Annotated in this window: 11 protein-coding genes; 4 read left to right on the top strand and 7 right to left on the bottom strand. The window is 45.0% G+C overall.

The genetic code is table 11. From position 1 onward, the window contains the following. Nucleotides 1-27 precede the first annotated feature (27 nt). The 3 genes from EYS00_RS01795 (at nucleotide 28) to EYS00_RS01785 (ending at nucleotide 3,240) form a co-directional block, all read left to right on the top strand. Nucleotides 28-1,290, top strand: a complete 1,263-nt coding sequence (locus tag EYS00_RS01795; RefSeq protein ID WP_130634857.1) for a sigma-54 dependent transcriptional regulator — start codon at nucleotides 28-30, stop codon at nucleotides 1,288-1,290. Then, nucleotides 1,291-2,586 carry a PAS domain-containing sensor histidine kinase gene (locus tag EYS00_RS01790; RefSeq protein WP_130634856.1) on the top strand — a complete coding sequence of 432 codons (1,296 nt, stop codon included), beginning with the start codon at nucleotides 1,291-1,293 and terminating at the stop codon, nucleotides 2,584-2,586. Nucleotides 2,587-2,841: 255 nt separating this feature from the next. Next, nucleotides 2,842-3,240, top strand: coding sequence for a DUF4440 domain-containing protein (locus EYS00_RS01785; protein ID WP_130634855.1), 399 nt, complete (start codon nucleotides 2,842-2,844; stop codon nucleotides 3,238-3,240). A gap of 78 nt (nucleotides 3,241-3,318) precedes the next feature. On the opposite strand, the gene EYS00_RS01780 is transcribed toward EYS00_RS01785, so the two are convergent. The 6 genes from EYS00_RS01780 to EYS00_RS01755 form a co-directional block, all read right to left on the bottom strand. Continuing rightward, complete coding sequence (locus EYS00_RS01780) at nucleotides 3,319-3,837, bottom strand: RidA family protein (RefSeq protein WP_130634854.1); 519 nt, start codon at nucleotides 3,835-3,837, stop codon at nucleotides 3,319-3,321. 16 nt (nucleotides 3,838-3,853) lie between these two features. Further along, on the bottom strand, nucleotides 3,854-4,891 hold the full coding sequence (locus tag EYS00_RS01775) for a LacI family DNA-binding transcriptional regulator (RefSeq protein ID WP_130634853.1): 1,038 nt from the start codon (nucleotides 4,889-4,891) through the stop codon (nucleotides 3,854-3,856). Nucleotides 4,892-4,989: 98 nt separating this feature from the next. Continuing rightward, on the bottom strand, nucleotides 4,990-6,465 hold the full coding sequence (gene gtfA, locus EYS00_RS01770; RefSeq protein ID WP_130634852.1) for a sucrose phosphorylase: 1,476 nt from the start codon (nucleotides 6,463-6,465) through the stop codon (nucleotides 4,990-4,992). 14 nt (nucleotides 6,466-6,479) lie between these two features. Then, on the bottom strand, nucleotides 6,480-7,364 hold the full coding sequence (locus EYS00_RS01765) for an ROK family protein (RefSeq protein WP_130634851.1): 885 nt from the start codon (nucleotides 7,362-7,364) through the stop codon (nucleotides 6,480-6,482). After that, nucleotides 7,364-8,581, bottom strand: coding sequence for a sugar MFS transporter (locus tag EYS00_RS01760; protein WP_130635118.1), 1,218 nt, complete (start codon nucleotides 8,579-8,581; stop codon nucleotides 7,364-7,366). Before EYS00_RS01760 ends, EYS00_RS01765 begins: the two co-directional genes overlap by 1 nt. A 130-nt stretch (nucleotides 8,582-8,711) precedes the next feature. Continuing rightward, nucleotides 8,712-11,216: a TonB-dependent receptor gene (locus tag EYS00_RS01755; RefSeq protein ID WP_130634850.1), complete on the bottom strand. Its 2,505-nt coding sequence runs from the start codon at nucleotides 11,214-11,216 to the stop codon at nucleotides 8,712-8,714. 429 nt (nucleotides 11,217-11,645) lie between these two features. Between EYS00_RS01755 and EYS00_RS01750 the strand changes: the two genes are divergently transcribed. Further along, a complete protein-coding gene (locus EYS00_RS01750; RefSeq protein ID WP_130634849.1) occupies nucleotides 11,646-12,593 on the top strand; it encodes a family 43 glycosylhydrolase in 948 nt (315 codons plus the stop codon). Nucleotides 12,594-12,607: 14 nt separating this feature from the next. Here EYS00_RS01750 and EYS00_RS01745 read toward each other — a convergent pair whose 3' ends face one another. Further along, nucleotides 12,608-14,005, bottom strand: coding sequence for a sugar porter family MFS transporter (locus tag EYS00_RS01745; RefSeq protein WP_130634848.1), 1,398 nt, complete (start codon nucleotides 14,003-14,005; stop codon nucleotides 12,608-12,610). Nucleotides 14,006-14,081 lie beyond the last annotated feature (76 nt).

Here is a 14,081-nt window from a genome sequence, read left to right as displayed (position 1 = left end):
CATTATAAAAACGCGCATGGAGAGAAAATGGCACGCGTATTAGTCGTAGACGACAACCCCGATGTTTTAGATGCATTGGATTTGCTACTGGGGTTACACGGTCACACATTAGTGCTGGCGAGCACTGTCAAAGACGCCATGATGGCGGTCCAACACCAACAGATAGATCTTGTCATTCAAGACATGAACTTCACCGAAGACCTCACATCCGGTAATGAAGGCAAATCTCTGTTTTATCAGTTAAGGGAGGTCACACCTAATATTCCCATTGTATTGATGACTGCATGGACTCACCTAGACACTGCCATAGAACTGGTTAAAGCTGGCGCAGTAGACTATCTGCCCAAACCTTGGGACGATGAGAAGCTGCTTAGCTTGGTTGATAGATACGCCAATACCACGGTTAAAACTCAGAACAAAACCACTCTCATCTACGACAGTGCAATAATGGGACAACTGATAGGTCAGGCGCAGCGTGTCGCCAGTGCCGATATCAACGTCATGATTACAGGTGAAAATGGCTGTGGTAAGGAAGTACTGGCGGATTACATTCACCAACATTCAACTCGACAAAACGCCCCATTCGTAAAAGTGAACATTGGTGCCATTCCGCCAGATTTGATGGAAGCCGAACTTTTTGGTGCAGAAAAAGGCGCGTTTACTGGCGCTAATTCACAGCGTATAGGTCGTTTTGAGGCTGCCGATGGTGGAACATTGTTCTTAGATGAAATTGGTAATTTGTCCTTAAATGGGCAAATGAAGTTATTACGGGTACTGCAAACTGGTGAATTTGAAAAACTTGGTGCAAATACCACACAAAAAGTGAATGTAAGGGTACTGTGTGCGACCAACGCCGACCTACCGGCTATGGTTAAAGCCGGCAGCTTTCGAGAAGATTTATGGTTTCGATTGAACGTCGTTGAACTTCATTTACCGCCATTGCGTGAACGAAAAGACGACATAGCGCCACTCGCCAAGCACTTTCTACATCCCGAATTTTCCTTGAGTGATGATGCGCTAAGTTTTCTCCAACAACAATCCTGGCCGGGTAATGTCCGTGAACTGCAAAATGCCTGTGAACGGGCCAAGGTCTTCTCTTCGTCAAAGTTATTATCTCCGGAAGATTTCCAACTTGAAGCCTCGGTAAATGTTGATGAAAAGGCTCAGATTGAGACTGCACTTAAAGCGCATAAAGGCGTTATTAAACAAACCGCGCTAGCACTCGGCCTGAGCAGACAAGCCCTTTATCGCCGCATTGAAAAATACAAGATTGATGTAGAGAGTGAGTAAATGGCACTAGCAGCACTGGTTGTTTTTAATCTTGTATGGGTACTTGGGCTAGTATGGTCGTGGCACCAACATGTATTACTTTTCGTGTTACTACTCGCAGCGGGAGTCGTCACCTCGGTTTTGTTTTTACGACGAACCTTGCTGCAACAAGCGTCTACAATACATTTATTGGAAGATGGCCTACTACACATGTTGGACAACAACTTTGCCATTAGTTTGCCCTCAGAAAACGCGAAAAACTCTGCCAAAATACTCTCCTTGTTTAATCAGGTTACCGACAAACTTCGCGTAGAGCGTCAGCACATTTTTCAACGAGAATTACTGCTTGATAAGGTAGTGAATGAATCTAGCGTAGTTACCGTGCTCGTTAATCACAACGACATTATCGTGTTCGCTAATCACGCCGCAAAGCAATGGTTCGAACCAAGCTCTAAAGCCATGATAGGTGCCAATTGGACGCCACTATTTCAAGAAATTACACCGCTTTTTTATCAGCAGCTTAGTGAACAAGGCAGCGCTATATGCACAGTAGAAATGGGAGACGCTCGATCCCAATCGTGGCATGTGAGTCGTTCGCCGCTTAAACTCAATGGTGCTTCTCATACTCTGTATTTATTCAAACCCATGACCGAAGCGCTGAACAAACAAGAGCTGGAGATTTGGAAGAAAGCCATACGAGTGATAAGTCACGAATTAAACAACTCTATCGCACCGATCAGCTCTTTATGTCATAGCGGGCGTTTATTGTCCCAACCCAATGCAGTGGAGTACGACGCAGAAAAACTAGAAAGAGTATTCAATGGAATATCTAGGCGCGTCAATCACCTAAATGATTTTGTGAAAAGTTATGGAAAACTCGCCAGATTGGGCACTCCCGACAAAGAGCGAGTCAATACTCTTGAGCTACTGCAAGATATACAACTACTTTACCAGTGTGCTTTGCACGTACCTGAGCATTTACCCCCATTACATATCGATAAGGCACAGGTTGAACAGGCACTCATCAACCTAGTAAAGAATGCCAACGACGCAGCCAGTGCAGCACCTGCCGTTGCCATAACAGCAAACGTCCTGCCGACTATGGTAACGATAATGGTAGAAGACGACGGACAAGGCATTCCCGATGATGTCATCCATCAAGTGATGCTGCCATTTTTCAGTACCAAACAAGGTGGCACAGGAGTTGGACTCGCCATTTGCAAAAATGTTGCCGAAGGCCATTGTGGAAGCCTCACCTTGCGCAACAAGGAAGGTGGCGGCCTGATTGCCAGCTTGTCGTTACCTTTGGAAAACTGACCACGCAAAAACAGTTGACTTTACCACCAGCCAGATCAACACTGACCCCGTTGAGTTACACGTAAACACAGGTTTCAAAAAGGTATAACTACGCCATGCGCTTAGTCAATTGCAACCCAATCACTATTCTGATTCTCGTCATTATTAGGCAATGGCGGGTGTGCTAGTGTGTAACTAAAGAATCACTAAAACCCGCCGCAACGGCGGGTTTTTTAATGCAATGTCGTTGCGGTAATTTAAAAGAGAATGATCACAATGACAGACACCATCACCCAATTGTTGGCAAAACTACATACAGCCGTTAACTGTGGCGACAGCCAAGTCGTTAATAGCTGCTATGCCGAAAATGCTAAAGTTGTCGCCTCTCCTTTAGCGCAGTCTCAGCATAATCCCCATGACTGCGTCCGCGCGCTCCTAGACTTTCAACGCAAATTTATGCCTCAGCATAATGTTACCCAAGGCGATGAAATCGTTATCGAAGCGGGAGATATTGCACTAGTTATCACTAAACTCTACCTAGTGCCTAAAGCAACACCGGATGCGCTGCCTTGTGAGCCTAAAAAAGCGGTATATGTGATGCAACGGCAAAGTACTGGTGAATGGCGCTGCATCATCGATAACTTTTTTGGTACTGACCTGCTCGACTTTGCCTAGGAATACAAAGTAAGAGGAACGATAGATTGAAATACACACTAGAGCAGGCTGCTACTGTTCAGCCTGCTCATTGTTGTGTCATTCAAATTCAACAATCACTTCAATTTCTACCGCAGAGTTCAAGGGTAATGACGACATCCCCACGGCAGAGCGGGCGTGTTTACCCTTTTCGCCAAAAACTTCTACCATTAAGTCGGAAAAACCGTTCACCACTTGTGAGTGTTCAGTGTAATCAGCAGTGGCATTAACCATGCCCGTGACCTTTACAATACGTACCACCTTATCTAAGCCGCCCACATGCTCGGCAATAGTGCTCAATAGCGAAATACCCGCTTGGCGAGCAGCGGCAGCGCCCTCTTGTGTGGTAAGGTCATCGCCCAGTTTCCCAGTCATCACCTGACCTTGCTCATCAAGGGGAATATGTCCTGCGGTAAAGAGTAGGTTGCCAGACTTCACCGCATAAACATAGTTTGCCGTTGGCGCTCCTTTTTCGACTAAAGAGATACCCAAGCCGGCCAAACGTTCATCTACGCTTTCATTGGCCTGTGAATGCATAGCAGACAGGAGAAAGCCTAGTAGCAAGATTACTCTCTTCATTTCAGTTCCTTTTAAATTACTGTGCCGGCGCGCTGTCGCCGTCTACCAATGAGAATGGTAAAATCTCACTGTGCGACGTGCGATCTAAAAACATTCTTGCTGCCATCGCCCCTTTTTTCACATTAAACTGCTCAACCGTCGCCAACGTAGGATGGTAACGGCTGCCCTCGTCGATCCCATCAAAACCTACAATACGAATATCTTGGGGTACACGCAAACCCAGCTTCAGTGCTTCTTGCATTGCGGTTAATGCAATTACATCACTCATACACAATAAGACATTCGGGCGCGGCGTTTGAGATAAGACGTGTTGAGCCGCCACTTTTGCATATTTCTGTGAGCTCTCAGGGATATGCCATATATCCTCTTTCGACACAATAACTTTACACTCAGTGAGCGCTTTCATATAACCATCCAATCGACGGTGTGATACTGAGAACTCTGAATCAATTAAAGGACTATCATTGACTGAACAGGTATATTTTCCCTCAATTAATCGAAGGCCTAAAATTGCGACGCGTTGGGCACTATCACCAAGGGCGACTTTTCCTATTTCATAGGCGGCTTGATAATTATCAATATTAACGGAAGGGGCAGTTCCAATATCAAAGTCGGCGGTGACGACGTGTTTGCTAATACTAGAAAGCTGTTTTAGCAGATTATGGTTTCTTGGCGCTCCATAACAAATGAACCCGTCAACGAAATCAACAACATCGTTAACGCTGTCATTGTTACCAGAAAACAAAAGCAAATTTGCGTCGGTATTTTTGAGCTCTTGTGCCACACCACGAATAAATTGGCTTGCTACTGGATCGCTCACCATGTAATCCAAACTATCGGGTAAAACGAGAGCGATAATATTGGTTTGCCCCCGACGTAAAGAACGAGCGGCTTTGTTAGGGCCGAAATACCCCATTTCCTCGCATGCTTTTAGAATGCTCTCTCGCTTTTTTGCAGACAGCTGGTCAGGTCTATTAAAGGCGTTTGAAATAGTCGCAGTAGAAACGTCTAGCCGCCGCGCTACTTCTTTTATTGTTAGTTTTGCCGAAGTCACGTTATTCCTATGGATCAATTGCAGCCAATCTTGGACTGATCTTTAAACACAATACCCTTATCGTCAGTCGGGTCAAGATTTGGCTGCGTTTTTAATCCTTAGGCAGAGAGTAAGTGACTAAGCGAAATATTACTTCTAACACTATTTTTTTCGATATCAATATACGCTTCCAAATTGGCCATATTAACGGTCAATTGCGCGGTTTCCTCACCCTGCTCCCAACGCAAAGTTAAGTAGCCTTCGTTCAGTGACACGCTAAACTCTCCGTCAAATGCTGGACTTTGGTTACGAAGCTTTATCAGTTTAACCAATGCTTTTACCACTGGTTTTTCCATAGCCCTTTCAATGTAATCGGTGTTCAAGTGAGGACGATTAATATCACGGCCCACGTTCGTTTTAGCCAACAAGTCCATGTCGTTTGTCGCCGCTAAAAAACCACCGTAGTAAACTTGTGGAATACCAGGACTGAAAAATTGAATCGCTCTAGCCAATAGATACTGATAATCATCTTGTCCAAGTGCATCGTAATAGGTGCAGTTGATTTGATACAAATCCACATTGCTCGCCGCAGCGCCTGTCGCCTGCTTTGATTGCTCTTTTGAGTTTTTGTGAATACCCTCAACAAGTGCGTCGATTTGGCTTTCAGTGAGCAAGCCAGCTTTATCACCACTGGGGCCAACATCTACAATGCCAATGCCATCGTGAGTGTCCAATACCGTAAAACAATTGCGAGGTGAAATAGACAACCAATGGGCCAATGCATCCGCGTTCTTGCTGAACAGCGTATGCAAAACCAATGGCGGTAAGGCAAAATCGTACACACTGTCACAACGCTCGGCGATAGCTATTTGCGTTTCATAATGACTGTGTATTTCGACCAAACATTGCATATCCATTTTTCTTGCACGATCGCTCAAGTCTTCGATGAAGGCAAAGGTTTCTTCTAACATGAAACAACTGCTACCTGCTCGCTTAATCGCATAACCGGCCGCATCAAGGCGAATCAGATCAATATTGCTGGTAGTAAATGCTTTAAGAATGGATGTTAGGTAACGCTGTCCCAAATCAGACTCTACGTCGATATCAATTTGATTCGACGTAAATGTTGTCCAGAAAGGTACAGTCTCATTGTCGCCCACAGTGTAATCAGAAAAACAGGGGGTTGGACGGGGACGGAACACCTTGTCGATATCTGACGCATTGTCTTCATTGAATATAGACCCTTTTGTCAGGAATAAAGGCCAATACTCAGAGTGAGTGCCACGACTCAAGACATCTTGAAACTCGTCACTCTGCGCTGACATATGATTAACGATGAGATCGGCCATAATATTCACCGAAGATCCCATTTGTTTCACGTCTTCCCAATTCCCTAACCTACTGTCGACAGCGGTGTGATCTATAGGATCAAAGCCGGCATCTTCACCATCAAATGGATAATAAAAAGGCAGAATATGAACACCCGTGAATAGCCCCTGAAACTGCTGGTTCAGGAGGGTATTAAGCCCAGAAATAGTGCCCTCGCCCAACCTATCGGCATAGGTAATAAGTTGAACGCCGTTACGTACAGACATGAAAAAATCTCCAATTACGCTGGCGCGATGTTCTTCGCGAGTGCGAAAGCGCCGAAGAGGCCACTGATATCTCCCAATTGTGGAGATACAATGACGTCACTGATAGACAAATGAGATGGCAGCGTTAAATAGCCATTAAGAGACTGACTCGTCGCCTCGATTACTCTAGGTAACAGGTGAGACTGAGACATAACTCCACCACCCATAACAATTTTTTGTGGTGATAGACTCACAAGCAAGTTGTGACAAACTTGCGCAAGTACTTCTACCTGACGTGTCCACGCGGGGTGACTCGACTCAAAGGTATGTGCTGGCTGGCCCCACATATGCTCCATAGCGCGACCAGAGGCGTATCCCTCTGCGCAGTTTTCATGGAACGGACAATGCCCTGTTACTCCGTCGATTTTGGGGAGTAACATGTGCCCAATTTCAGGATGAACCAATCCATGTAGTGGCTTACCATTGATAATAACGCCACCGCCTAAGCCGGTACCGACGGTGATGTATACTAAGCTTTCGCAGTTTTGCCCTGCGCCCCAAGTATACTCGGCAAGACCAGCGCCATTAACATCAGTGTCTAGTGCAACAGGACAATTCAAAGCGTCAGCCAGTGGGCCAATCAAATCAACATTCGACCAATTGGGTTTTGGCGTTGCTGTGATATACCCGTAGGTAGAAGAACCTTTATCTAAGTCCAGTGGGCCAAAGCTAGCTACTCCAAGCGCTTCAAATTGCATACCCTTGTCACGCTGGGCTTGAAAAAAGTCGATGACCCAAGCCAAAGTTTCATCTGGCGTAGTAGTGTCTAACCGTATGGAATCCAACTTATTTCGATTTTCGTCAAAAATAGCACAATTGAATTTAGTACCACCGGCTTCAATAGCTGCGTATATCTTCATTATATTTCTCTATTACCGTACTCTTGCTGTTCAATAAGCGCGAGTCGCTCTTTAGTGGGCTGAACAATCGCGTTATAAAGCAACCCAATAAACAACAGTATCGAAAACCCAGTTGCGACGATGAATCCGTACTTGGCATCACCACCATTAGCATCACTTACCACCCCCATGATAAAAGGGCCCGCCGCAGCGCCAGCCGCAGTAAAAAACAAGATCACACCGGCTACCGACCCATGCTGTCGCTTCTCAAAGCAGCTGATACCTTTTGAATTAAAGGTTGGATAAATAACAGACATGAAAATACCGCTGAGTGGGAATAGATAAACAGCCATTGTTGGACCTGCGATCAACCCAATCGTGAAGCATGCCATGATGGCAAAACTGAAAATCAACAGTACCTTGGTCCATTCAAAATGTTGCATCATCCAGATACCTACAAAGCGACCCGCCGCGCGCAACGCAAAGAAAGCCGACACAGAATATATGGCTAACATCTGAGTACTTGAATTGCTATAGCAGGCATAAATGTCAGCGCCACTAGTAGCATCGCAAATAAGGTAACTAGGCATCCACACATATATTGCGCTTTCAGCTGCAACATAAAGAAAGGCCCCCAACGAGAACCCAAGCGCATATGGGTCTTTAAGGAGCTTTAAGCTGTCAATGAGTCGGGTAGGCTTAACTTGCTTGCTTTGATGTTCTGGGTACTTCACTAACAACGCCATTGCGATCAAAACGGTGCATAACCCCCCCGCTATTACGTATAGCCAAGTCCAATGAACGCCTTGAGATATCAACCAAGCGACCAAGATAGGGCCAATAATCGCCCCAACACCAAAGAAAGCTTCAGCACCATTCATAGTGCCGGTATGCTCCTTGGTAGAGCGAGATATGTCGCCAATTAGCGCAAGTGCGGCAGTTTTAAACACGCCTACCGCAAGACCCGACAGAGTGATTAAACTTAATATAAACGAGAAAGTGCTTCCCACTAGAAATAGGTAACAAGACAAGGCAAAGAGCGCTAGCCCCAACACTAAAGTCTTCTTACGACCAAATTTGTCGGCCAGAAACCCTAGAAATAACCCTGAAAAGGCAATGCCAATCATAAACAAAGAATGCATCAAGCTCGCTTGAGTATTCGTTACCCCAAACTCTATCTTTACTTCTTTGATGATTTCACCGACAGAATCCGACGTCATCGCAAACATCATGAACATTAGATAGGTTAGCCAGCGGATAAGCGTTAGGTTGTGCTCACCTGTGTTATGCGTTGTCATGAATTACCTATAAAAACTCAAGATTAACAGGACAGTGAGCCACGAGATTATTCCCGTGACTCTTACTCATTTAGTAGAAAGTGTATTTCAACTGAAGTGAAGACGTTCTACCGTTAATCGGTCTTGCTCGAATAATGTCACCTGCAAGCGCCGATGCTTCCTCAGATTCTGTAATAACAAACTCATCAGTGGCATTATTGACATTCAAAGACACAGAGAACTGGTCTGACACATACCAAGTAGCAAACAAGTTGGTGACTACATATGCGTCTTGTTTAAGCTCGTTTGAGTCTTGAACATAGTAATCTGTCGAACCTTGGAATGACGCTCCCACTATAAAGTCATCAAACTCGTATTGAGGGATAACTGTGTAGATAAAATCGGCTTGACGGCGTGGTGTTTTACCAACAAGTGCTGGGTTAAACTTATCGTCACTGATTTCAGCATCTGTCCAAGTTGCATTACCTGACACAGAGAAGCCATTATCAAAATTATAGCGGCCTTCTAATTCAAGCCCGGTAGCTTCGTATTCACGAATAAACGTTAGTCCACTTGTCACTTCCGCTTGAGTGTCTTGGGTCACTGTATTAAACAAAGTGGCGTTTAGATGGAAGTCACGAGTACCATATTTCACACCCACTTCTAGCTGTTCTGTTTCGTCGAAACCTGATGTGGTGCTTGTTAGGCTACCATCGCCATTTAGCGTGCCAGCAATCTGCAGTAGTCTATCTGCAAGTGCACGGCCACCTTCACTGTAACGACCAAAGAGAGTGATCTCATCACTTAATAGGTACGAGCCACCTAAAGAGAATGAGGTATTGCTCGCTTCGTAATTCACCATTTGACTCGCTGCACCAGCGCGATTTAGGTTAATGACACCACCGCCAAAACCAAAGCCATTAGAGGCCGAAGCATCTTCTGTGTTGCCAGAAATAACACCATCACCATTGAGATCGTAATCCGTGTTACCACCGCAGCAAGCGTTAATAAGTTCACCATTGGCTTTCACTGTGTCGCGGCGCGCACTCACATCAAACAACCAATTATCACCAACTTCAAAACCAATGTTCACATAGGGTGCAGTGGTCGTGTAATTAAGGTCCCAATCCCAAGATAGGAAACCAGGCGCCCACAAACCTTGATTTACCAGCGCGTTACCGTCTGCATCTTCAATATGAAGGTACTGAGAGTTACTGCCGTCTACCGTTTGAATGAAGGTATTCCAGCTATTCCAGCTAATAGCAATGTCTTGTTTCGAATAATAATAACCAGCCGTTACTGACACACCATTGTCGAACTCTTTGCGTAGGCTTAGGTCGTTGATCATGTTGCCTAAGTCATTGAATGTCGTGTCGAATAACAGATTGAGAAACGCAAGACCGTTATAGGCCTCACCAGCACCTGGGCCATTAGCCAAAGTCACAGACGTAGATGAGCAGTTGAATGGATTGCCATCGCCATCAAGTGCGGATGCACAAATACTATCGGCCATGCTGCTCGCCGATTGTGGACCATATGCACCAAAGGTATCTGTGAACGGCGATACAAATCCACCACTCACGTCCGACGTACGGAATTTGTTGAGTAAATAAAGCTCCTCAGCAACTTCAATATCGGCTTCAAAGCCAAAAGACGTCACTTGTGATTCAATACCGTCGGTCAGATCGCGATTCACTGGATTTCCGAACGCATCAAAGGTAGAGACGTTAGTGGTATATGCAGAATGCAGCGTTTGACTACTTGCATCAAAGTTTTCAACGGCACCGTAGCTACCATTACTTTCAACAAGTACAGGTGCCGGAAGATAGGTGGTTACTCTGTCATCTAAATGCTTGAAGTAAAAACGCAAGTGGCCATTGTCTAATAGCTGAGTAACGTTGATCTTAACTTGTCCGCCTTGATCACCATTGAACCCTGTTTCGCGTGGGCCTTCTCCACCTCTTGCAAAACCACCAATATGAAAATAAAGGTCGTCGTTGATTTCGCCGCCGTAGGCAAAATCTAATCTAAACTCTTCGTAATCTAAACCAAAGGAAGTACCAATGGCACCGCCACCTTGTTCACCTGTAGCGCTGATCATATTGATAACACCACCAGGAGAATTGCTGGCAAAAGTAGACGCAGAACCGCCACGAACAGACTCTACCCGCTCGACGGACCAATCGTAACGCAAAAAGTTATCGGCATTACCAAAGTTAATATCGCCATATTCTAATACTGGAAGGCCGTCTTCATGAATTTGCATGAACTTTGAGCCCCCAGTGGCGAGTGGAATTCCTCGGATAGTGATGTTGGCATTACCGCCACCACCCGAAGATTCTGCACGGATACCTGGCAGCGCTCTGAATACTTCAGCAGTAGAGCGCGGAGCAAGTTTAGCCACCGCTTCTTCATCAAAGGAACTTACAGAAACGCTAGCCTCTTGAGCGGTAACGCCCGCTGGACTGGCGGTAACAACAATCTGTTCGAAGCTTTCGGTAGCTTCTTTTTCTTGTGTATCTTGAGCATAAGCCGCGCCGTTTAAACCAACTAAAACCGCTACGCTCAGTGTGTGTCTTTTAAATGTGTTGTGCATCGGTATTCTCCAAAGCCATACGAAGCTCTCGAACACTCAGGAAATATTATTGAGCGAAATGAGAACAGTATTGTCAATTGTGAAAACGTCTTCTTAATCGATTAAGTTAAAGTTATCAGGCATTGTTTTTTTTGTAAACAACTTGTTTTAATTCGTTCATCAACTTAGGCCTAAATTATTATTTTTAAAGCATATAATTTTAAATAAAATTGTTGTCACCTAGTACAAATTGTCTATGAGTTGGCCTGAGAAGTAGTTCAAGAGCATTAAAAAATGAAGGTTAATTGGACAGTAAAAAGACTTTCACTTGTAGCAGTATCATAGTAAAACTTAAAATTGCCACCGGTGGCAATTTGCGAGGGATAAAATCATCATGTATAAAAAAAATCTATTTTCACATTGCTAGGCCTGTTTGCCTTACCTTTAACAATGAGTGCCAATGCTACCAACCCACTCGACTTTGGTAGCGATTTGCTTACCGCAGATCCATCAGCTCATGTATGGAATGATGGGCGAATGTACGTATACACGTCCCATGACCTCAACTGTCAACCAGACTTTTTCATGCAAGATTGGCACGTATTTTCATCAACCAACCTCGAAGACTGGACTGCACACGGTTCCGTGCTTTCTGTGGAAGACCTTACTTGGGCGGATAATTTTGCTTGGGCACCAGACGCTGCCTATAAAAATGGTAAATACTACTTTGTGTTTCCCGCTGGTACCGGTTTTAAAGATCGAATAAACCCAGAAAATAGTACTAAATGGATGGGTATTGGTATTGCGGAAAGTAACTCTCCCACAGGGCCATTTGAAGACAAAATTGGTGCCCCACTTTGGCAAACTCCCTACGCCAATGACCCTGCACTATTTATTGACGATAACGGAAAAGCCTATCTCTATTTTCATGGCAAAGACTTCGACTACAGGGTTATTGAGTTAAGCGATGATTTGCGCAGTGTCAAAGGTGACTTTATCAAAATGGATATGGGGGGATACGAACCCAAAATGGAGGGTCCATGGGTATTTAAAAGAAACGACCTATATTACTTCACCATGCCAGAAAACAACCGAGTGTTGACTTACTACACTTCCCAATCTCCTACTGGACCATGGGAATACAAAGGGGTGTTTATGGAACAGGAACATGAGAGTAACAACCATCATTCAATCGTAGAATACCAAGGGCAATGGATATTGTTCTATCATCGCTGGGTAGAAACGCCCGAACTTGAATGCGAAACTCGCAAACGCCAACGACGATCCGCCGCTGAATTCATTGAGTTTAACCCAGATGGCACAATAAAACCGGTTGTCAGAACTGACGAAGGCGTTAGCCGATTTAGCCAACGCCTTCTAGAATCTACCGCTCAGTAAAGGGTTATCCTCTACTACCCTTGCATATTCTCAAGCTCAGTGCCCTTAGTTTCATGGACAAACTTCACCACAAACAACACAGAGATTAGCGCACTCAACCCATAGAAACCGTAAGCGCCGGCTAACCCTACCGAGGTGAGTAAAATTGGGAAAGTCATGGTAATAGCGAAGTTGCTTCCCCACTGGGCGAAACCGCTCACGGCGAGCCCTGAACCGCGAATTTGATTGGGGAACATCTCGCCTAACATTACCCACATGACCGGCCCCCAAGAGATATTGAAAAAGAACACATAAATATTAGCGGCCACTAGCGCGATAACACCATTATCGCCAAGTACGAGATCACCCGCAGTATCTACAGAGGCAGTAGCGAATACATATACCATGAGCCCAAGTGCTACTGTCATTCCGATGGAACCCCACTTTAACAGTGGTTTACGGCCTATTTTATCGATAACCATAATGGTCACGATACAAGCGGCGATACTCACAGCTCCGCTAATAATATTAATAAGTAGTGCGTCTGATTCAGAAAAACCTACCGCTTGCCACAGTACAGCACCGTAGTAGAAAACCACATTAATACCCACGAGCTGTTGGAAAGTAGCGAGTCCGATGCCGATCCACACAATGGGTCGAATTCGACCTGCCGCCTTATCGACAAGGTCACTCAATCGAGGAGCATGATCGTCAGCCAATGAAGCCTCTATTTCGCTAACTTTAGTACTGCCCTCTTCCTCTCCAAACAGCTTACTGAGTACCTGAGTAGCTTGCTCACGCTTACCACTCGACACCAGAAAGCGTGGGCTTTCAGGAATAAACAATAGCATTACAAAAAACAGAAGGGCGGGCGCTAACTCCATCCAGAACATCCAACGCCATGCTTCATAATCTAGCCAGAATGCCTCAGTGGATAAACCGGCAGCCCCAGCGAGTAAGTAATTGCTAACAAACGCACAGAACAGCCCAGAAATAATCGCTACCTGTTGAATAGTGATAAGCATACCGCGGTATTTTGCCGGTGCTATTTCGCTGATGTAAGCGGGAGACATTACCGACGCGGCGCCTACAGCTAAACCGCCAATAACGCGATACACAACAAACTCCATACTACTTTGCGCTACACCAGAGCCCCACGCAGAAACAATAAACAGTATTGCTGCGACAATAAGTAGACTTCGGCGACCGAATTTATCGGCTAACCTACCCGCAAAGAAGGCCCCGAATGCGCACCCCAACAACATGCTAGATACATTAAATCCAGTGCCTATACTTTCAGAGTTAAATGCTTGTTGAAGTCCATCAACGGTGCCATTAATCACCCCACTATCAAAGCCAAACAAAAAACCACCAATGGTGGCGACTAAACTGATAAGTACAATAAAACCAAGATTATGCGATTGGCTATCCATAGAGTTCTCATTTGTAACCGATTACTTTTTACAAAAATATAACAATGACAAACTAAGTAAAGTTGTTTTGCCGTTT

Source organism: Alteromonas sp. KUL49 (genome assembly GCF_006538345.1).
Lineage (GTDB): Bacteria > Pseudomonadota > Gammaproteobacteria > Enterobacterales > Alteromonadaceae > Alteromonas.
This window is presented reverse-complemented; position numbering and strand designations above follow the sequence as displayed.